We start from the raw sequence: 21,636 nt of genomic DNA, 5'->3' as shown, positions 1-21,636 counted from the left end.
TCATCGTGAATCGGAAGCTCATCAAACAAGGTATTATAGCGGCGACATCATTAACATTATTGCTCCATCCCTCAATCGCAGGCATGCCATATCATTCAACTGTTTCGGCGGCTCCTGAGGTTAATACGTCTTTGGTAAATAAAGTTGTTCGATTGAATCCGGCCAGTACGCTTTCTATCCGTGATGCCAAATTACTGATGCAAGATAAAGGCCTTTTGCTGGCCTATACTGTCGCGATTACGAACAATGGAAACTCTACTTTGGATATTCTAGATTATTGGATTCGGGTAAAAGGTAAAAACGGTAAAACGTTCAGTACTCTCCTGTCAGAAACGGACAAACAAAAAACGAAGGTCGCGCCAAAGACAACCGTCAATATTACATATTATACGACCGTCGATAGCTCTACCAAGCTTTCCGACCTATCATTTGATGTAGTGAAATGGGACTTCTCTGCGCCTAATTATGAACGCAAACTGGGCACAGTGAAATACCCGGCTAATTCGACCGGTAAAACGCCTGCTTTTCAAGGCAGTGTAATGATTTTCAACAACACGAAGATCAAAGGCGCCCTGAAGCAGTATTATATTACGCAAGACCAGAGTGCGATGTATCTCACGGTCAGCTTTTTGCTTGAGAATGTCGGTTACAGCAGTGCCAGTATGGCCAACATGGGTTTCGCCATACAAACCGACAGCTACTCCGTATATGATGTGAATGCCGCTGCGTTGGCCCAAATGACCATTCAGCCGAAGGAGCGCAGAATTATAACGATGCAGGCCAAGCTCCCGATGGCCGTCGCCGGCAAGAGCGTTGCCATTGTTCCTTATACAAAGGATGACACGAACAAAGTCAAGCTGCCGAACGGTTCTTTTGCCATCCCGCCGTTGAAACCAGCGGTGGCCGCGCCCGCAGGGGCAGCAAAAAGTGTGTACATGGAAGGCCAACCGGTTGAAACGACTGCCGGTCAGGCGATTCTCAATGAAAATGACGGAAGCACTGATGTAAGCATGGAGTTTGTGCTGAAAAATTCGGGGCTATCGGCATTGAAACTTCCGGGGCTCGAATTCACCATTCGAACAAAAGATGATATTTCGTATCCGCTTGGCTACACAAAAGAAGAGAATGCCGTTATTTTGCCGAAAATTCAGAAAACATTGGATCTAACCGGCTCGATTCCTTCCGCCGTCGACGGAAATACTTCCGAGTTGATCGTTAAAACCGTCGCCACAGAGGGACAGGAAGGGTATGTAATCGGTAAATATAAGATACAAGCAGCCAACCAGCAAGGCAGTGTCGGCGGATCCTTCAGTTATAACAAGGATTACCGCATACAGCTGCGATCGATCCAACGACAGCCGCTGGAGAGCGATGACGTTATTATGGCCGAACTCAATATCGTCAATATAAGCAATTCTTCCAAAAAAACACCGATTAACCTTAACGGGTACTTTCTGATCAACGGCGTGAAAGTGGAAGCGCAGAGTACGGCGGTCGGACTGGACCAGATTATAAATATCGCGCCAAACGGGACTTATCAGATGGTCGTATATACCAAAATCCCTTATACGACTACTGTCGACAGGATCGCTTTCGTTTTGACGGAAGGCGAGAAAGATAAGCCTGCCAAAACCCTATTCCAGTTTTCCGGACAAAGCTTGAGCCCATACACGGCTTATTCGCTGCGAGAAGGGTATGCGGTCACAAATATCGGCGGAAAAGCCGGTATAAAGCTTTTAAAGAGCAATATTTTCAATGGTGACAAAACGAGTTACTTCTATACGGAATTCGAAGCAATTAATTTAGAAACACGTGCAGCAGATCTGGTTAAGCTTGGCGGTTACTTGCTGGACGATCAAGGTCAGACAGCTCCGCTCAAAGTGGCTGAATTCAAAGAAAAAGTGATGTCGAACGGCAAGGTGCTTATTTCAGCGACTGCGGAAATCGGCAAGTCGTTCAACATGCAAAATTATCAATTGATTTTCGGACAGTCGGTGGTTTCAGCCGGGGCCGCGCCGGATACCAAGCCTGAGACTGTAGTTGTGAAGCCAGTGGCTTACAAGATGGCAAACGCAGAAACAGCGGTTGAAAACAAACTGACCGATATTCGTTTCTCGGCTTATACGTTGTCGCTGAAAAATGTGACCTCGCAGCTCAGCGTTTCGGGCCAGTTCAATGTCGAAGGCGTTAAATTGTACCTGGATTATGATTTGGCGGTAAATAAAAGCTATGATTATATCGCAGGCGAGCACAAGGTGCTGCTGGAATTCGTCGATCAGGAAACAACGAAAGCTACTTATTCGAAAGAGTTTGCTTTAATTAAAGCGGCAGAGAACCAGACAGCACTTAAGGAAGGGAAAATGATCCCGCTCGAAATCGTTTATAACGATACAGATATTCAAAACAAGGTGCGTGACTATAAAACGTATAAGTTGAATGTATATGATGTGGTTGACAATGCGAAAGTTCTGGTTGCGTCCAAAGAGTTGAGGTGGTTCACAAGGGAGCCTTGAGACTATGGTGGTGCTATCGCTCTAAATCTAGTATGCTTACCTCATAAGTACCAGCGAGAGGAGAAACACGACAATTGAAATTAAAAATTAAAAAAACGGCCGCGGCGGCCGGTTTAGTCGCTGTCGGCGTGTCGCTCGGTTCGATGTGGTTGTCTAATACGGCTTTATGGGCTGAGTCCGACGCCACCCCCGGCTCCATCGACGACCCAGTCGTGACCAAAAGCTATGTCGACAAGCTGGTTGGCGGCGGGAGCAGCGACAGCGCACAGAAGGAATTGCAGGCCATGATGGACGCCTTCAAGAAAGAACTGGAGGCGGGCAAAGCCGGAACCTCGTCCGAAGTCGTCATCGTGAAACCCGGACAGACATTGATGGCTGCGGCAGGCGCGCAGTTCGTGCTTCGCGCCGGCAAAGGCGTCGCGTACAGCTCGGACGTGAACGGTATTTCCAACGTCACCGCGGGCACCGATATCAAAAGCGGCCAAGCGGTCCCGAACAACCACCTGATCATTTTCCCTCGCGAAGGTCGGGGCGTGATGCCCGATCCGAACCAAACGGGTCCTCTGACGGTGCTGGTGCTGGGCGGCTATGAGCTGAAATAAACGACGGTGTCATCATAATTCTTCCCTGTCTGACAACAAGTGATACGCTTCAAAGCGAAAAAGCCTCGGCATACTAAGACCACTAATCCACAGGAGGTGCACAGTATGCCGAGAAGATCGCGTAACATCAAAGTCGTACCGGAATCGAAGCAGGCGCTGGAGCAGATGAAGTATGAGATTGCAGCAGAGTTGGGGCTTGTCACGCCGGGCATGAGCGGTGCCGATCACGGCTCCGAATTTGCCGGCGAACTGGGAGCAGGCACGGCAGTGGCAGGCGCAGGGCAAGTGCAGTGGCCGAACCTGGCGACCCGCGATGCGGGGGCGGTCGGCGGTACGATCACCCGTCGGCTGATCCAACAGGCCGAGCAGCTGCTTGGACGTTTGTAGCCGCTTGGCGTTTACATTGACATCATCCGACATATCCGGTATCATACTGTCCTAGAAGCGTTGTCTAACAACCTTTTCCACCTCGGAAAAGGTTCATTTTTTGTCTAGAGCAACCGACATTATTTCATACTATGCTTATAGGAGGTCGATACGGAATGGCGACGACAGGTCGGCACTTGTTTACGTCGGAATCGGTTACGGAGGGGCACCCCGATAAAATATGCGATCAGATTTCCGATGCGGTTCTTGATGCGTTTCTGGAGGTGGATCCCCATGCGCGCGTAGCATGCGAGGTTTCCGTTGCGACAGGCCTGGTGCTTGTCATCGGCGAAATCAGCAGCCGCGCGGATTATGTCGATATCCCCGCCATCGTGCGGCGCACGATCAAGGACATCGGCTATACCCGCGCCAAATACGGCTTTGACTCGAGCACTTGCGCGGTGCTGACTTCTTTGAACGAGCAGTCCGCAGACATTGCGCAAGGCGTCAACGCAGCGCTGGAATCGCGTGAGGGCAAAGACGTGCATCAGGAAAACGAAGACATCGGCGCGGGCGACCAGGGGCTGATGTTCGGATTTGCGGCGAATGAAACGCCGGAGCTTATGCCGCTTCCGATCGCGCTGGCGCACCGCATCTCCCGCCGACTCTCGGAAGTCCGCAAGGACGGCACGCTGGATTATCTTCGTCCGGACGGCAAAACCCAGGTGACGATCGAATATGTGGACGGCAAGCCGGTACGCGTCGATGCGATCGTCGTTTCAACCCAGCACGCCGAAGAGGTTGCGTTGGAGCAGATTCAGAAGGATATCCGCGAACAGGTTATCGCGCCGGTCGTACCGCAGGAATGGCTCGATTCCGAAACCAAATATTATATCAATCCGACCGGCCGATTCGTCATCGGCGGACCGCAAGGCGACGCCGGACTGACCGGCCGTAAAATCATCGTCGACACCTACGGCGGATACGCCCGCCACGGCGGCGGCGCTTTCTCGGGCAAGGATCCGACGAAGGTGGATCGTTCCGCGGCATATGCGGCGCGTTACGTCGCCAAAAACATTGTGGCCGCGGGCCTTGCCGACAAGTGCGAGATCCAGCTGGCTTATGCGATCGGCGTCGCGAATCCGGTATCGATCAACGTCGATACATACGGAACCGGCAAAGTAAGCGAAGACAAGCTTGTGGAAGTGATCCGCAGCAATTTCGACTTGCGTCCGGCGGGCATTATCAAGATGCTTGACCTGCGCCGTCCGATTTACAGCAAAACGGCCGCTTACGGTCATTTTGGCCGCACAGACATCGATCTGCCTTGGGAGCGTGTGGACAAGGCGGATAAGCTGAAAGCCGATGCGCTTGCCTAAATCATTGCAGCCATAGGGTTTCCGGCATTCATCAAGCCTGCTGAGGAGCGTTTGCTCTTCGGCAGGCTTTTTGCTTGAGCACTAAACTTCACCGCCGATTGAACCGAAAACTATGGTAGGACTGCATAGATTAGGGAGTGGTACTTCTCATGACCCGGAGACGAAAAGGCATTATTCTTCTTCTCGCGACTGTACTTCTGATTCAACCGGCTTTCGCCGGACTGCAAACCGGCATTCGTCCGGTGCATGCCGCACCCGGCGGACCGCTGCTGATCGGCTACTCGCCGGCCGATAACGCCGCGTCCGTCGGGCCTAGCGCCAATTTGGCGCTGACTTTCGATGAGAATGTTATAAAAGGAACGGGCTCGGCCGCCGTCACCATTTACAAAGTAGCGGACAATACGGCGGTCGAATCGTTCGTCGTCTCAAGCAGCAGCCGCGTAACCATTAACGGTACGGCGAAAAATATCGTGACGATCGATCCGGCGGCCGATTTCATTGCCGGGACCAGCTATTATGTTTTGATCGACGCGGGTGCTTTCAGAAGTGAAACGGAGGGAGCCAACTATGGCGGCTTGTCGAGCGCGACGGGTTGGAATTTCACGGCGGCCGCTTCGGACACGACAGCGCCCGTCATGGTGGGCCGTTCAACATCGGTTGACGTCGGACAGCCGGTTTCGCTGACGTTCGACGAACCGGTATATGCGGCAAACGGAACGGTCACTTTTACCAATACGAGCGATGCAAGCGACACTCAGGCCGTCAGCGTGGTCTCCCCGCAGGTAACGGGAAGCGGTACGCCTTCGATTCTGGTCAACCCGGGCACGCCGCTTCGCGCAAGCGGTACATACATCGTAACCGTGTCTAACGGCGCTTTGCAGGATTTCGGCGGCACCGGCTTCCCCGGCGTTTCGTCGGGATGGACGCTGACCGTGAATGCGCCTCCGATGGCGATGCCCTCCTTCGCTCCGGCCGACAACAGCTCCGGGGTCCCCTTGAACGGGAGCTTCACGATGACGTTCGGCATGAACGTGCTGCCGGGAGGTTCCGACAAGCAAATCCGGATCAAGAAAATCTCGGACAACAGCACCGTGCAATCAATCCCGGTTACGAGCGGCGCGGTCTCAGTCACAGGGGCGACGGTTAACGTCACATATTCTGGGGCTTTAGCCGCCGACACCGGCTATTATATTCTTGTCGACCAGGGCGCATTCAAGGATGCGGCTAGCGGAAACGTCTGGTTTCAGGGCATCACGGATGCGTCCACCTGGAACATCTCCACATCTTCCGGATCCGACAGCGTGAATCCGACGGTTACGGAACTTGTGCCGGCGGCCAATGGAATCCTTAACGCGTTATCGTTTCCGCTGGAGATGACATTTTCGGAACCGGTCTATCCGGGTACAGGCAATGTCGTGATCCGCAACACGCAGAACGACATGTTATTCGAAACGATTCCGGTCACTTCGTCCCAGGTTGTCGGCGGAGGCACGGCCAAAATTAAAATTACGCCGTCCGGAACTTTCGTCAATAATTCCACTTATTATGTGCAAATCGGAAACCAGGCATTCCGCGATTCGGCTGGCAACCGCTACGCCGGCATTGCGGATACGGACAAAACGAGCTGGCGCTTCACGGCGACCCAGGATACCGCCGTGCCTACCATAGCGTCCCTGTCGCCGGCGAACAACACGCAAAGCGTGCCGCTCAGCGGCGGTACCTTTGCGGTGACGTTCAGCGAGCCGGTCAGGCTTGGCGCGGGCGCGATCGTCATCCGCAGGGCGGGGTTGCCGGCAGCGGCAATTGCGACGACGGCCGCTGTGGATAGTGCGGACAGCAGGAGGCTGGTTATAACGCCGACGTCGCCGCTCGTCAGCGCAGCCTCATACTATATGGAAATTCCGGCAGGCGCGGTGGAAGATCTGGCCGGCAACGATTTCGGCGGCATTCTGAACGAATACGGCTGGGCATTCAAAACGCTCGGTTCCGACACCACCGCTCCGGCATTGTCGGGCGCGGCCATGTCGGGAAGCGGCAAAATCGTATTGAATTACAGCGAAGCGCTCGATACGGAATCGGTGCCGGCACCCGGCAGCTTTTACGTGACGGCAAGCGATTCTGCCAGGGCGGTCACGAATGTCGCCGTCAGCGGGCAGACCGTGACGCTGACCTTGCAAAGCGGCATTGTTTTCGGCCAGGCCGTCAAGCTGTATTATTCACAAGGCACGGCGCCGATTCGGGATTTATCGCTTAACAAGGCGGCGAATCTGACGGCTTACACCGTTGCGAACTCGTCCGGCTCGGCGCTCCCGGCGCCTACTTCCGGCAGCGTGGCCGGCAATGTCGTCACCTTGATCTTCAGTGAGCAGCTGCAGCCGGTGCCGGCAAACGCCTATAACCAGTTTGTCGTCAACGCCGGCGGCAGCTCTTATCAGGCGACCGGCTCGACGAGCAGCGGGGACAGCCTGTTCCTGACGATCGGGACGGCGGTGACGGCCGGACAAACGGTATCGGTCAGCTACTCGCCGGGATCGTATCCGCTCAAGGATAGGTTCAACAATGCGGTCTCGGCCTTCAGCGGTTATTACGTGCGCAACACGTTGGATGCGACCGCTCCTGTTCTGCAAACGGCCACGGTATTCGGCAGCACGCTGACGTTGAGCTATAACGAGGGGCTGCGTACGACCGCGACACCGGCTTCTTCCCAGTTTGCCGTTGCCGCGGCGGGCGCGGCGAGAACGGTTACGGCGGTGACCGTCGCCAATACGCAGGTAACGCTTACGCTGGGTTCCGCGGTTACGGCGGGGCAAACGGTGACGGTCAGTTATTTGGGCGGGACGCCGGCATTGGCCGACCTGTCCGGAAATCCGGCGCCGGCTTTCAGCGGCACGCCGGTGACGAACGTCTCCACCGCCAACGGAGCGAGCATAACGTCGGCGACCGTCAAAGGCACTGCGCTTACCCTCTCGTTCAACCAGACGCTCAGAACAACCGCCGTCCCGTTGTCGGGCCAATTCAGCGTAAAAGAAAACGGGACCGTTCGATCGGTCACCGGGGTGAGCATCGACGGCTCCGGGGTAAAGCTGCAGCTGTTCCAGGCGGCCGGCATCGGCGCGACGGTGACGGTCAGCTATTTCAATAGCGCCGGTACGGCTCTGCTGACGGCCGCAGGGGAAACGGTTCAGCCGTTTACGGATTATCCGGCCTCCAATCAAACGGCCTGGACGGACGGCCTCGGAGGCGACTTCGAGGCCGCGGCGGGCGGAGGGATCAATTTGAAGACCGGCTCGACGGCTTCGACCTCGCGGGCCACCTCTTCCGGCGGTTTATCCGTGAATCAATATTCGTTGTACGGCGACAAGATAACCGCGGCTTACAATGCATTTCGGACGAGCGGCGCCGACGGCAGTCCACGGGTTGTATTTACCGTACCGTCGTCCGAGTCCGCCGCGATCGTATCCGTGCCGGTGACGACGCTGGATAACGTCGGCAGGCAGACGACGAACGCTTCCTTTGCCGTTAAGCACAAAGACGTGACGTATGAAATTCCGCTGAACGCCATCGATTATTCGGCAATGGGGCAGTTGGTTCTGGCCGGCGGAGGCCAAGGCAATCTGGCGGTTGAAATCGACAGCGGCTCGAACGGAACGACGGCCCAGCTTCAATCCGCGATCGCATCGAAGGGCTTGCAGATGCAGGGTGCGCCCGTCGATTTTCAGGTGTCGTTAATCAGCGGCAGCACAAAGACGGCTATTAATTCCTTCGACAAGTATGCGACCCGGACGATCTCCACCGCCGCGGATCTCGACCCGAGGCAAACGGCGGTCGTATGGCTCGATCCGCAAACCGGGATGCTGTCGTATGTGCCGACCCGGGTGACCAAGGCGAACGGCATCACCACGGTAGCCTTCCGGCGTAAAGGAAACAGCGCATATGCGATTGTTAAAGGAAATATCGGATATAACGACGTCGATAAGCATTGGGCCCGCAACGACATTCTTCTGCTGGTGAACAAGCTGATCGCAGAAGGGCGGTCCGCCGCTGCGTTCGAGCCGGCGAAGCCGATTACGCGCGGCGAATTCGCCGTTTATATCGCCCGGGGCCTCGGGCTTGGCGGCAGCAAGCAGGACGCCGCCAAGTTCAAGGATGTGAGCTCGTCAACCGCGATGGGCGCCTATATCGGCGCAGCGTCGGCGGCAGGCATCGTTACCGGCATGCCGGACGGCACGTTCAAGCCGAACAGCCCGGTTACGCGGGAACAGATGGCGGCGATGCTGATTCGGGCGGTCAAGGCGGCCGAAGCCGACGTTCTGCCGTCGCAGAGCCAGGCCGGCTACCTTGCCCGTTTCAAGGACAGCGCCAGAATCTCCGGATGGGCGCGTACGGACGTGGCGAAAGCGGTCGAAGCGAAGATAATCAACGGCGGAACGAACGGCAATTTCAGTCCGGGGTCCAACGCGACGCGGGCCGAGGCGGTCGTCATGATCAAGAGGCTGCTCGTTTACGTCAAGTTTATGGATGAATAGATGGTTGATGGGACGGCGGCGGAGCTTTGGGACGCGTGCTCCCTGATGCGAATTCGGCAGGGATGTGACCAGGTCGAAACTTAGTCCGAATGGGATTTTAATATGATATAATTAAGGCAACAAAATTCTGTTCGGAGGTGGCGATATGCGTTGGGAAGAAGTGCGGGAACAATTTCCTGATGAATGGGTCGTTTGCGAAGCTTTGGCCTTACGTTCCGAAGATGGTTACTGCTTCATTGATGAAGTAGCTGTTATTGACCGATTTGACGATTCTAAAGTCGCCATGAAGCGATACTACGAGTTGCATCGGGAGAAACCGAACAGGGAGTATGGTTTTTTTCATACTTCCCGAGTAACGCTGCAACTACGCGAGAAATGGGCCGGGGTGCGCGGGCCTAGATGAATATAGATTTGAGATGCGGATTGCCCTTTGTTACTTTAACCGTCTGTTACCGAGACAGAGAGCTTCTGCTGAAGCATGTACTGCTTGATACAGGTTCGGCAGGGACGATTTTTAATGCAGATGTTGTAAATGAGATTGACGTTCGGGTAGAACCAGGAGATTTTCTGAATAGGATTAGAGGGGTAGGCGGTGTGGAGATCGTTTATTCGAAGCGCTTTGATTTTGTACGAATCGGGGAAGCTTCGCTGGAGGGATTTGAAGTGGAGATTGGTGATATGAACTATGGAATGCAAATCGATGGGATTCTGGGATTTGATTTTATTCGCGCCGCCAATCTGATTATAGACTCCAAGGATTTGCGAATTACAGTGCAGGGGTGACAGTGCGGAACCGCCCCAAATTCAGAGCAGCACGGATCTGCGAATTGTGGATTTGCCGCATCGCGTTTTGCCTCCCTAAATAAGACCCCGACCACACGTGGTTGGGGTCTTATTACATGTGCCTCCCAACGCTCGCCGCACACTCTTCGACAGCAGCAATCTTAAGATATTCTCATTTTCCGTAACTTTTCGACCTGTCTAGGAGTCTATTACTAGTAGACTTTCAGATGGGAGAGATCATAGAACGATGCGCAGAACGATTCACGGCAACCGGAAAACCGGACGAACGGGACGAGCGAACGATCGTCGTCCGCTGAGAAACGTGCTGGTATGGGTCATTGGGGGCACGCTGCTGCTGCAGCCTGCGGCCATGGGAAAGGCTTGGGCGAGCGGGGACGGCGGCGCGGGCGCGGCGGCGGCTGTAGCGGCCGCTAATGCGGAGGAGTCGAAGCTGACGGCGGTATCCGAAAATATCATCACATCCGGGGCGGTACGAAGGGACTACTTGTGGTCCGGGGTGCGGGGCGGCACGCCGGTCACCTCGCTCGTGCATGCCATCGAGATCGATTTGACGAATCCTTATATTTCATTGAATGCGATGAACGGCAATGGAGGCACGCTGCCGGGCAAGGCGCCGGTGTCCTCCATGGTGAAGGAAACGGGGGCGGTAGCCGGCATTAACGCCGACTTCTTCGATACGGCAAGCGCGGAGGCGGTGCCTTTCGGCGCGGAAATCATGAGCGGAGAACTGATAAAGAGCCCGAGACAGCTGGGGGGCATGTTCATGTTCGCCGTGACGGCCGACCGGACGCCGATGATCGACCGGTTTACGGTGGAAGGCTCGGTAAGGACGGCCGGCGGGGCGGAATTCAAGCTGGCGGGGCTTAATGAAGCGGCTTACCGCACGGAACCGGACGGCGGCTACAGCCATGTGAATGCATTACATATGTACACCGATGCATGGACGGCGGCCGAGCGGCCGAACACGGCGAGCAGCGCCAGCACGCCCACCGAAGCGCTTGTCGTGGACGGCGTGGTGACGCAAGTTGCCGACAACGCGACGCTGAACGTGCAGCCGCCGGCGAACGGATATATTTTGCGCGGACATGGAACGGCGGCGGCGTTCATTCGCGAACAGTTGACGGTCGGCACGGCCATAACCTCGGACCTGCAATTGAAATCGGCCGCCTCGGGCCAAACGTTCGCTCCGTCATCGTTCCGGATGATGGTCGGCGGCCATACGATACTGGTCAACGAGGGCAAGCCGTCTTCATTCTCGCGCAATACGGGCAGCCTGAGCCCCTCATCCGGCAGAGCGCGTACGGCGGTCGGCTATTCGAAGGACAACAAGACCGCTTACCTGATCACGGTGGAGGACAGCAGCGTCAGCGCGGGCATGACGCTTGCCGAGCTGCAGCGGACGATGGCGTCGCTGGGCGTCTGGAAAGGCATCAATCTGGATGGCGGCGGCTCTACGACGATGGTCGACCGGCCGCTTGGCGAATTCGACGCGAAGCTGTCCCACCCGACTGAGGACGGAAGCGCCGGCACCTATCAACGTCCGGTCGTGAATGGGATCGGCGTTTATACGAACGCTCCGCAAGGCACGCTCAAAGGCATTAAAGCGAGCGGGAAAGGCGTCCTTTTCATCGGCGAGCAGACCGAATACGCCTTGAAGGCATACGATACGTATTTCAATCCGATCGATCCGGCAGGGATCGCGGCGCAATGGAGCCTGGACAAGCCGGCGGTCGGCAAGCTGTCGGGCGGCGTTCTGACGGCGGCCGCGCCGGGGCGGGCGACGCTGACGGTCAAGTCCGGTCCAGGCTCGGACAAGCTGCCGATCGAGATTATCGGAGAGAGCAGAATCGTGAAAATGAGCATCGAAGCGGGCCCTGCCGAGCTGAAGGCGGGCACGGTTGTGGATGTTCCCGTGAAAGCGACGCTTAACGACGGCTCGGCCTATACGATTCCGGCCGGCTCCGTCGATTGGGAGCTTCGCGGATTCACGGGCAGCGTGCAGAACGGCTCCATTCGCGTCGATGCGGTGACGGCCGGCGCGACGGCCGGCTATGCGATTGCGCGATACGACGGATACTCGGCGGTGCTTCCTTTTGCGACAGGCAGCATTGACAAGGCGTTCGAGCGCTTCGAGACCCTGGCTTACGGCATTACGGCTTCCACCGTTCCGGCAGCGGTGACGGGCACAGTGGATATTGTCGGCGGCCTGCCCGGCGGCGACGGCTCCAATGCCCTGCAGCTGCGTTACGATTTCTCGACGAGCGCCGAGAACCGGACGAAAGCGGCCTATGCCGTATTCAACGGCACCGGCGTCGCTTTGCCGGACAATCCGACCGGGATGACGCTGGATGTGTACGGCGACGGCGGCCGCAACCTGCTGCGCGCGACCGTGGTCGATGCGGCGGGCAAGGAATTTATGGTCGATTTGGCGAAGTCGGTCGACTGGACCGGATGGAAGACGGTCAAGGCCGATTTTACGGCGTATGCCATGAACTATCCGATCAAGCTGAAAAGCTTGTACATCGCCACCCTCAAGGAAGGACAGGACGAGCGGGCACTGTCCGGCGAGCTGGCGTTCGACAATCTGACGCTGCAAACCGCGGCCCCGGCCGCGCCGGCGAGCAATGCCGAAATCGTGCTGACGCTGGGCCGCAAGTCGGCTGTTGTCGACGGCGCAGCGGTTAAGCTTGACGTGGCCCCGCTCGCGTTGAACGGTGTAACCTATCTGCCGTTCCGTTTCGTGGCCGACGCGATGGGCGGCCAAGTCGGCTGGGATCAGACCGCCAAGCGCGTGACCGCGCTGCGCGGCGGCAAGCTGCTCGACATGTGGCTCGGCCGCGGCGACCTCGTGCTGAACGGGGAACGCAAGCCGGTAACGGCGGCGCCTATCGTGCGCGGCGGCCGGACACTGGTCCCGCTGCGGCTCGTCTCTGAGCAATTGGGCCTGGATGTCGCATGGGACGGAAAAACTAAAACAATTACCATTCGATGAGTAAGGCGGCTTTGTTTTGTTTTATGATATAGTAGTGGTTAGTTAGTGAACGCTGATTCGGGTGGTGTGGCTGATTCCGTGGATTATCGAGTAAACGACATCGACCGCGTCATCAAAAACGCGATTAACGTGATGGAAGAAAGCAAATATCAAATCTTTGAAATCGCGGAATCCGCGCGCGAGGAATTGCTGAAGATCAGCCGGGAGCTGGAATCGGTCATGAAGGAGACGGCCGAGACGATCGACAAAGTCGATCAGCTGGAGCTCGATTACCGCCGCGCTCGGATCCGCCTTACCGAAGTGAGCAAGGATTTCATCCGTTACAAGGAAGCAGACATCAAATCGGCGTACGAGACGGCGACACAGCTTCAACTCGACCTGATGGTATTCCGCGAGAAGGAAGCGTATTTAAAGGCGCGCCGCGACGATTTGCAGAAAAGGGTCAAAAATGTCGAGCTTTCGATCGAGAGGGCGGAAACGATCAGCTCTCAGATCAATGTCGTGCTGGATTATTTATCGGGCGATTTGAACCAGGTGACCCGTATTCTCGAATCCGCCAAAAACCGCCAGTTGATCGGGCTCAAGATTATTTTGGCGCAAGAGGAAGAAAGGAAGCGGATTGCGCGGGAAATACACGACGGTCCCGCCCAATCGCTTGCCAACTTAGTGCTTAGGACGGAAATTGCCGAAAGAATGCTGGCCAAGCAGGAATTCAGATTGGTGCAGGACGAATTAATAGATTTGAAAAGGCAAGTCCGCAAAGGCCTCGAGGAAATCAGGAAAATTATTTTCAATCTGCGACCGATGGCCTTGGACGATCTGGGACTTGTGCCCACGCTCCGCAAATATGTGCAGGACTTTGAAGAAAAAACGAGAATCCGCACCCTATTCGAGACGGTCGGACGGGAAATCCGCCTGCCCTCCGCCATGGAAGCGGGGATCTACCGGTTGGTGCAGGAAGCCTATACGAATGCGATGAAGCACGCCGATCCTACTTTCGTCTCATTGGAAATCACGTACCAGCCGGATAGGGTCAAAATCGTTGTTCACGACAACGGTGCCGGTTTTCATGCCGACTTGATCGAAGCCAAGGCGAAGGACAGCTCCCATTTCGGCTTGATCGGAATGCGCGAGCGGGTGGAGCTGTTGGAAGGGAGGATGGAGATCGAATCGACAATCGGAGAGGGAACGAAGATCGCGATTCATATTCCCGTCAACGCTGAGCAGCGAAAGGAGTAGATGACGAGATGGACCAAAAGCCTGCAGGCAATCGTAAAATCAAGGTGCTGATCGCCGACGACCATCAGCTTTTCCGTGAAGGCTTGAAGCGAATTTTAAATATGGAAGACGACCTGGAGGTTATCGGCGAGTGCGGCGACGGCATCCAGGTGCTTGAATTCTGCAATCATACGAAGCCGGAAGTCGTGCTGATGGACATCAACATGCCGATCGAGAACGGCGTTGCGGCGACCGAGCGGCTGCGCGATATTTTCCCGGAAGTGAAGGTGCTTATTTTATCGATTCACGACGATGAAAGCTATGTTTTCGAGACGCTGCGCAAAGGCGCTTCGGGCTACCTGCTGAAAGATATGGAGGCGGAGTCGCTGGTTAACGCCATTCGCTCGGTTGTGAGCGGGCACGCTTATATCCACCCGAAGGTGACGGGCAAGCTCATCAACCAGCTGCGCCGAATGACCTACCTGGATGAAATCGGCGTCGTGTCCGGCGCCGCCGCCACGAAGGAGGCCGGCGTGAAATTCATCGCGGGCGACAACAATCCGCTTACGCGGCGCGAGGCGGATGTGCTTCGTTTGATGGCGGAGGGCAAGAGCAACAAGACGATCGGGGAATACCTGTATATCAGCGAGAAAACGGTCAAAAACCATGTCAGCAGCATCCTGCAGAAAATGGAAGTGGACGACCGGACGCAAGCGGTCATCCATTCGATCAAGAACGGATGGGTCACGCTGTAACGGTTGTTTAGGTAAAATGGTGAATGCGGATCGGGAACCGTCACCTCCTCTTCGGGGAGGGACGGTTTCAAACTCATGGTGTGTGAAGGATGCCACGATTTGAAAATGGTACCGTACAAGTCCCTGCTGTGCCGCCGCAGTTCACGTGCGAAGCCTGTGGAGGTTCCATGTACCCGGAGCACTACAACGGTGTCCACGGATACGAGTACAACATTTCAGATGTGCGCAAAACGTAAAAGGACCGTCAGGGCGTTGTTTCCCTGACGGTTTTTCTTAAAACGTGACTGTGGGTAGTTGGACATCCGAGCAACATCTCATCGGCTTCTGGATATTGGTTAGGGTAACTGTTCCGAACTTCATGCCATAGCATCGTATCCACACCCGATCAAGACATTTTACGCTTTCTTATTTTGCCGCACATGTTTGAGCGCTGTAATTGTATATGTTGTACCATCCTTAGAAGGTCGGAATGAAACAATGAATTGATCGATATAAACGATAAAGGTGTCTTTATAATGGCGAGATTTGAAAATGGTTCCCGTGCGCAGTATTTTTTCTTCAATCCGCTTAACTAAATTGATCTTGTATTCATCAGTTTCCTCATTTGAAAAATACTTGCTCTTAATTTGAGAAATGCGCTTAAGGGCAGGAACCGTCCATTCGACATTCATTAGATTTCTCCGTTTTTTATCATCTCAATCACTTGTTTTGTCGAGAAAACCCGACCCTTCTCAATCGCTCGTTCGGACTCTTCCATCATCTGCCGAATCTCCGGGTCAACATCAAAATCGGCTATGAGGGCAGACATGAAATTGTTGTCATTATCGTTGTCGGAGGGCTCAATAATTTCGTATTCTTTATCATTCAGTCTAATGACCGGTTTTTGGTCAGCATTAATAAAAGGACTAATGATATTGCCATTTTGGTCTTTAAGTTTAAAATGCATGTTACTTCAACCTCCTGTTCAAGCTTTATATTTACAATTATACCCTACAAGTGAACTAATGGGTACTGCCAAGGGCGTACGAAATGCATTATTGAATACTTGTATCAACCGTTATCGGTGTCTTGGTTTACATGTTAAAATCGTTTCAAATTTGTTAGCAGCAGCTTATCAGCAGATTGGAGAGCAAACCCAATCCTGGAACCTGAGTCGGTAAGGGAATCACTGAAAAATCAGTTAAGTGAATGGAACCAGATGTATAAATAGAAATTGATTGAGGCCCCTTATGGGGCTTTCTTTATTATACGGGCTTGTCGGCCGATGCCCGTAACGCATGGGCGTCCGGCGGCATATAGTGACACAAAACGTTGATCGAAACGAAGGAAGGAGGCGGCCTCGGTGATTTCCATACTGCTGTTGGTCGTTTGTTGTTATTTCCTTGCCGCCTTGACGGTTTATGCGATTCGCCGCATGTCGGCTTCACGGAAGCGTAACCGGAGGCATTATTTTTTGCTGGCCGGGAATGGGCAGGATCATTTGGAGTGGGTGATCCGCTCCATCCGGCGTTATGCCAGCCGCACAGGGACCGAGGTAACGGTGACCGTCATTGATTGCGGTTCAAGGGATGAAACGATGTCGATTGCAGCCTGCCTCGCCAAGCGGGACGAGAGCATCCGGATCTCGCAGCGGGCGGCGGATGCAGAGGAGGAGCCGTGGGGCGGTATAGGGGAGGCGGCCGGTGAGCGGGGCGGATCGGCGGTGATGCTCGATTTGCGGAGCCCGGACCGAAGCTGGAAGCTTAAACTATAGCAAATGGCTGCGGCTTGCCGTAACCGATATGTTCATGCGGATGGTATCGATTGAAAACATGTCGGTATTGCTGCCGGTAAAGCCTCGAAAAAAGTTGTGCGTTATGCGGGGTTTTGTTACGATATAGGCAAGGTTAACCTGCTTGAGCGGTCGGAGTGATGAAAATCCGGCTGCGGCTGATAGGTGGAAATTCCGGCGTGAAGCACACCCGGACGGCGATGGACCGCCGTCTTGGCGTGCTTTTTTGTCGTTGTGCCGGTGTACGAGTTGAGATGGGAGGGGAATGCCATGAAGGCTTGTTTGTATACGGCGCTTACGGCCGGCGGGGCGCAAACGTTCGTGTCGATCGATCGGGATACCGATTGCCTGTTTTGGCTGGATGCCGATTATCGGGAGGGAGTCAGGCGCGCAATGGGACATGCAGGTGCGGGGCAGTGGGGCGGGGAAGGATGCGGGACGGGAGATGGGATTGCGGGGCCGACAGCGGAAGGGCTCCTTATGTGGCCTGAGCCGCTGCCCCTGGGGCTGGCACTTGAGGCGGCCGGTTTGTGGGGGGCCGCGGGAGGCAGCCGCGCGCGGGGCATAGCCGACGCCGCCGACGCGCTCGCTCGCTGCGTTGGTCGCGCGTTGGCCGGCGCAGGGGAGGTCGCCGCGGATTGCGCCGATGCGGGCGCAGGAAAGGGAGGTGCGGGCCGCGCACGGATCGGCGGCGAGGAGGGGGCTCCGGGCGGCGCACGGGTCAGCGCGGAGAGACGGGGTGGCGAAGGGGCGCGCCGCCCGGTGTGGGTGACCGGCTTCGGCGTGAGCGGGTTGCGTTGCGCGCCGGAGCCGGCGGCAGAGGCGGCGGCCTGTGCCGAGCGGATCGCCGCCGCCCTGAAGGGCCGTGCGCTGCTGCTGCCGGAAGCGCAGGCCTTGTTTGCCGCTGCCGGCGAGGGCCGGTCAGGCGAGGCAAGCTGGACCGCCCCGCTCCAGCTTGCCTCGCTGCTTGGCCTGGTTCGCCTGGCGAGCGGCGTCGCCGCCGAGCTGCGGCCGCGTCTGCTGCGCCGGCCGCACCGGCAATGCCGCTGCCTGCGCTGCGGCAGCGGCGAAGAGCGTTTGCGCCGCTCGCCATGCGCGGCATGCGGACGGCAAGCCTGCGCCTATTGCGAGGCTTGCTTGACGATGGGGCGCAGCCGCGAGTGCGAGCTGCTGGCGCTTGGCGCGCCTGAAACCGGTGCCCGCGCCGCAGGCTCCCGCCCGTTCCCGCTCCCTGCGCCGCAGCTTCGCCTCGCCCGTTGGGGACTTAGCCCCGCGCAGCGGGAGGCGTCTTTAGCGGCTTTGCGGTATGTCGAATCGGAGCTGCCTAACCAGCCGCCTCCACTTAAGTCCAAGCGGGAGATGCTGATTTGGGCCGTTACGGGAGCCGGCAAAACCGAGATGCTGTTCCCGCTCCTCGAATCCGTTTGCGGGAGGGGCGGGAAGGCGCTGATCGCAACCCCGCGCCGCGATGTCGTGCTGGAGCTGGATCCCCGAATCCGCAAAGCTTTTCCGGAGCTTTCGGTCGTTACCCTCTACGGCGGAAGCGGGCAGCGCTGGGAGAAAGGGGACATTACGATCGCGACCACTCACCAGCTGCTGCGGTTTCAGCAGGCGTTCCGGCTTGTCGTGATCGACGAGCTGGACGCCTACCCGTTCCACGGCGACCCTATCCTGCACTATGCCGCTGATCGGGCGGCCGCTCCGGGCGGAACGACCGTGCTGCTGTCGGCCACACCGCCCAAGGACATGCAGCGGCGGGCCGGAAGAGGGAAGCTGGCCCATGTCCGTGTGCCTGTCCGCTACCACAGGCATCCGCTGCCGGTGCCGCAGCTGCTTCGCGCGCCAGCCGTCAAAGACATGCTGCGCCGCAAGCGCATACCGCCGGCACTGCGCCGGGAGCTGCAGCGGTCGCTAAGCAGAGGGGCGCAAATTTTCGTGTTTGTCCCGTTCATCAAATATGCCGAGCCTATGGCCGGCTTGCTTGGAACGCTTTTTCCCGGCATGTCGATTGAAAGCACTTCATCCGCGGACGCGGGACGCAAGGATAAGGTAGACGTTTTCCGGAGCGGCGAGATCCGGATGCTGGTGACGACGACCATTCTGGAGAGGGGCGTCACGATCCCCCGAAGCGATGTCGTCGTCCTGGATGCGGACGCGCCGCTGTTCGACGAAGCCTCGCTGGTGCAGATGGCGGGCCGGGCGGGACGCTCGGCGGACGATCCGGCCGGCCGCGTCGTCTTTTGCGGCCGATCCCGGAATCGTCCGCAAATCGCGGCCGTTCGGCACATTCGCAAGATGAACCGGCTGGCCGTCCGGAACGGCTATCTGTTGCGGAGGAGGCTGTAAGTGTCCTGGCGCAACTTAGCGGGGGAGCGGGAGGTCGTGAGGGAAGCCATGACGAGTATGGGAGGCTCGGGAATGCGGCAATGGATTCGGGGCGTGAAGCGGATACTTGCGGGTAGCATGAACCTTTTGAACCAGCGGGAAGCCGGCTGTTTGCTCTGCGGCAAATCTATCGTCAATGCTGCCGGAAGGCGGTTCCATTCAGGCCGTATACGTGACATTGAAACGTTATGCCGGGATTGCTCGGCGTCCGTTCCTTGGATCACCGCCGTCAAATGCGCGGTATGCGGAAGGGCCGAGGCTTGCGGAGACTGCGCCAGGCGCGCAAGCACCCTGTTTGCGTGCAACCGCAGCGCAGTAAGGTACGATCCGTTCATGAAGCGGATGCTGGCCCTTTATAAATACCGCGGACACGAGAGGCTGGAGCCGGCGCTGGTCGATATGCTGTCCGCCGCTTATGAAGCGTTGACCGACGAAGTGCTCGCGAAATCCGAACGGCCGCGGTCCGTCCGCAAGCATCCGTGGGACGGCGTTACCTACGTTCCGGTCAGCGAGGAGCGGGCGGCGGAAAGAGGCTTCAATCAAGCGGAAAGGCTGGCAGCGGGACTCGCCCGCCGCTACGGCCTTCCCTTGGCGCCGCTGCTTGTCCGCACAAAGCACGGCGCGAAGCAAAGCTTTAAAACAAGAGCGCAGCGGATTCGGGATATGCGGCACGTATTTGATGCGGACGAGGAAGGCATGGCAAAGCTTCGGTTGATGATTAACATGGACGGCGGAGCGGAAGGACGGGGCGGGCGCGCGCTGCAACTGCTGCTGGTCGACGATATTTATACGACAGGCAGCACGGCGCAGGCTTGCGCCCGCATACTCACCGGCCGCCTGGGAGCGGGCACGGTTGTGTATGTCCTGACATGGGCGCGGTCGTGAAAGCTTAGGCGTCGACTTTTTGCATGACGATTCAACAAATATAGTGAAATTTTCGCCAAAATCCGCTAACATAGAGATATTCCAAGTGATGGAAGGGCGGTATTTTTCGATGAAATTGGAGAATTGCCCGCGCTGCGGCAAACTGTTTGCGAAGGGCATCCAAGATCTTTGCCCGGCTTGCATGAAGGATATCGATAAAGAATACGATAAATGCGCTGCCTTTTTGAAAGACAACAGACAGTGCTCGATGCAGGAGCTTTCCGACGGCACAGGCGTGTCCGTCAGGCAGATCACCCGATTTATCCGGGAAGGGCGCATATCGATCGTCAAATTGCCGAACCTGGCCTACGCGTGCGAATCCTGCGGCGCGCCGATCCGCGACAATACGTTGTGCGTTGAATGCCGCAACAGGCTTGCCGCCCAAATGAAGAGCCAAATGAACGAATCCCGCAAGCCGCCGGCGAAGCAGGAGCACCGGTTCGGAGGGTATCAGATCGGCGACCGGATGCATGACCGTCCATGAGGATGATTGGGCTTCCTTCATGCAATCCGCTATAAATAATCCATTTGGGGAAACCGATAATACCTGTAGAAGGTTTATCGGCTTCTTTTTTATGCCGGAATAATGGGGTGATCTCAAGTGAAAATAAGCCATACGAACCGGATCGGCGCAGTCAATTCCTATCAGAAGCAGCATGAACAACGGACGGGCGGAACCGCGAACCCAAAGAAAAAAGACGAAGTCCAGATTTCGGCGGAAGCCCAGGAGCTTCTGTCCACCAGCCGGCTGAATGAGGCGGAGCGGGCGGGAAGAGTCGAACAGCTGAAGGAATCGGTGTCGACGGGCAGCTACTACGTGGACGCCGGGAAAATTGCCGACAAGCTGCTTCCGTATTTGAAATAAAACGATTGAGGACAGGTGGAAATCATGGCACTTGCGGGCATTATCGATACGCTGGAAGAACAGACGAAGCTCTATGAACAACTATTGCATTCGGCGAAAGAAAAGACGCCTGTCCTCGTCCGCAACGATGTCGACAGCTTGAATACGATCCTGCAGCAAGAGAGAAAGCTTCTGGTCCGCGCGGACGAACTGGAGAAAACCCGTCTCGCCCACACCTACCGGTATTTTCACGAAATCGGATACAAAAGCCGGCTGCATAATCTTACGGAATTGATCCGCTCGGTGTATCAACCGCAGGACAAGCAGGCATTGATCGGAAAACAGCAGGAGCTGTCCGGCATGCTGAAGGAGCTTCAGCAGATCAACGAACTGAACCAGCAGCTTATTGCGCAGTCGCTGGCTTTTATCAATTACTCCATCGATCTCGTGGTGGAAGACCCGGCGGAAGATGTCACGTATCAGCATCCGCACAACAAGCCGGGCGGCAGCGGCCGTACCGGTATTTTCGATACAAGGGCATAAGGAGGTGCTTCTGC

18 protein-coding genes are annotated in these 21,636 nt (G+C 56.4%); 16 read left to right on the top strand and 2 right to left on the bottom strand.

Features of this window, described 5'->3' with window-relative positions:
- Positions 1–5: 5 nt before the first annotated feature.
- From RWM61_RS02305 to RWM61_RS02260, 10 genes are all read left to right on the top strand, one after another.
- A complete protein-coding gene (locus tag RWM61_RS02305; protein WP_313996958.1) occupies positions 6–2,513 on the top strand; it encodes a hypothetical protein in 2,508 nt (835 codons plus the stop codon).
- A gap of 74 nt (positions 2,514–2,587) precedes the next feature.
- The gene (locus RWM61_RS02300; RefSeq protein ID WP_313996956.1) at positions 2,588–3,115 is read left to right on the top strand and encodes a hypothetical protein; all 528 of its coding nucleotides are present in this window, start codon (positions 2,588–2,590) and stop codon (positions 3,113–3,115) included.
- Between the two features lie 105 nt (positions 3,116–3,220).
- Positions 3,221–3,502: an alpha/beta-type small acid-soluble spore protein gene (locus tag RWM61_RS02295; RefSeq protein ID WP_313996954.1), complete on the top strand. Its 282-nt coding sequence runs from the start codon at positions 3,221–3,223 to the stop codon at positions 3,500–3,502.
- Between the two features lie 155 nt (positions 3,503–3,657).
- Positions 3,658–4,860 carry a methionine adenosyltransferase gene (metK, locus tag RWM61_RS02290; protein ID WP_313996952.1) on the top strand — a complete coding sequence of 401 codons (1,203 nt, stop codon included), beginning with the start codon at positions 3,658–3,660 and terminating at the stop codon, positions 4,858–4,860.
- Positions 4,861–5,009: 149 nt separating this feature from the next.
- The gene (locus RWM61_RS02285; protein ID WP_313996950.1) at positions 5,010–9,386 is read left to right on the top strand and encodes an Ig-like domain-containing protein; all 4,377 of its coding nucleotides are present in this window, start codon (positions 5,010–5,012) and stop codon (positions 9,384–9,386) included.
- Positions 9,387–9,531: 145 nt separating this feature from the next.
- Positions 9,532–9,789 (top strand): hypothetical protein, encoded by a 258-nt coding sequence (locus RWM61_RS02280; protein WP_313996948.1) that lies wholly within the window; start codon positions 9,532–9,534, stop codon positions 9,787–9,789.
- Positions 9,786–10,169: a retropepsin-like aspartic protease gene (locus tag RWM61_RS02275; protein ID WP_313996946.1), complete on the top strand. Its 384-nt coding sequence runs from the start codon at positions 9,786–9,788 to the stop codon at positions 10,167–10,169. The genes RWM61_RS02280 and RWM61_RS02275 overlap by 4 nt, the downstream gene beginning before the upstream one ends.
- Before the next feature lie 247 nt (positions 10,170–10,416).
- A complete protein-coding gene (locus tag RWM61_RS02270) occupies positions 10,417–13,182 on the top strand; it encodes a stalk domain-containing protein (RefSeq protein WP_313996943.1) in 2,766 nt (921 codons plus the stop codon).
- Between the two features lie 78 nt (positions 13,183–13,260).
- Positions 13,261–14,421, top strand: a complete 1,161-nt coding sequence (locus tag RWM61_RS02265) for a sensor histidine kinase (RefSeq protein WP_313996941.1) — start codon at positions 13,261–13,263, stop codon at positions 14,419–14,421.
- Positions 14,422–14,429: 8 nt separating this feature from the next.
- Positions 14,430–15,155, top strand: coding sequence for a response regulator transcription factor (locus tag RWM61_RS02260; protein ID WP_313996939.1), 726 nt, complete (start codon positions 14,430–14,432; stop codon positions 15,153–15,155).
- Between the two features lie 395 nt (positions 15,156–15,550).
- Here the strand turns inward: RWM61_RS02260 and RWM61_RS02255 are convergent, their stop codons facing one another.
- The gene (locus RWM61_RS02255) at positions 15,551–15,826 is read right to left on the bottom strand and encodes a hypothetical protein (RefSeq protein ID WP_313996936.1); all 276 of its coding nucleotides are present in this window, start codon (positions 15,824–15,826) and stop codon (positions 15,551–15,553) included.
- The gene (locus RWM61_RS02250) at positions 15,826–16,101 is read right to left on the bottom strand and encodes a hypothetical protein (protein WP_313996934.1); all 276 of its coding nucleotides are present in this window, start codon (positions 16,099–16,101) and stop codon (positions 15,826–15,828) included. The genes RWM61_RS02255 and RWM61_RS02250 overlap by 1 nt, the downstream gene beginning before the upstream one ends.
- A 396-nt stretch (positions 16,102–16,497) precedes the next feature.
- Between RWM61_RS02250 and RWM61_RS02245 the strand changes: the two genes are divergently transcribed.
- The 6 genes from RWM61_RS02245 (at position 16,498) to RWM61_RS02220 (ending at position 21,622) form a co-directional block, all read left to right on the top strand.
- Positions 16,498–16,908, top strand: a complete 411-nt coding sequence (locus RWM61_RS02245) for a hypothetical protein (protein ID WP_313996932.1) — start codon at positions 16,498–16,500, stop codon at positions 16,906–16,908.
- A 288-nt stretch (positions 16,909–17,196) separates the two neighbouring features.
- Positions 17,197–19,272, top strand: coding sequence for a helicase-related protein (locus tag RWM61_RS02240; protein ID WP_313996930.1), 2,076 nt, complete (start codon positions 17,197–17,199; stop codon positions 19,270–19,272).
- Entirely contained in the window at positions 19,273–20,196 is a 924-nt protein-coding gene (locus RWM61_RS02235) for a ComF family protein (RefSeq protein ID WP_313996928.1), read from the top strand.
- 109 nt (positions 20,197–20,305) lie between these two features.
- Positions 20,306–20,719, top strand: coding sequence for a TIGR03826 family flagellar region protein (locus tag RWM61_RS02230; RefSeq protein WP_313996924.1), 414 nt, complete (start codon positions 20,306–20,308; stop codon positions 20,717–20,719).
- A gap of 117 nt (positions 20,720–20,836) precedes the next feature.
- Positions 20,837–21,100: a flagellar biosynthesis anti-sigma factor FlgM gene (gene flgM, locus RWM61_RS02225; RefSeq protein WP_313996920.1), complete on the top strand. Its 264-nt coding sequence runs from the start codon at positions 20,837–20,839 to the stop codon at positions 21,098–21,100.
- A 24-nt stretch (positions 21,101–21,124) separates the two neighbouring features.
- Positions 21,125–21,622: a flagellar protein FlgN gene (locus RWM61_RS02220; protein ID WP_313996918.1), complete on the top strand. Its 498-nt coding sequence runs from the start codon at positions 21,125–21,127 to the stop codon at positions 21,620–21,622.
- Positions 21,623–21,636 lie beyond the last annotated feature (14 nt).

It is taken from the genome of uncultured Paenibacillus sp., assembly GCF_963515335.1.
Taxonomy (GTDB): Bacteria; Bacillota; Bacilli; order Paenibacillales; family Paenibacillaceae; genus Paenibacillus_I.
The sequence above is the reverse complement of the archived record's forward strand: the minus strand, read 5'-3'. Positions and strand labels throughout refer to the sequence as shown.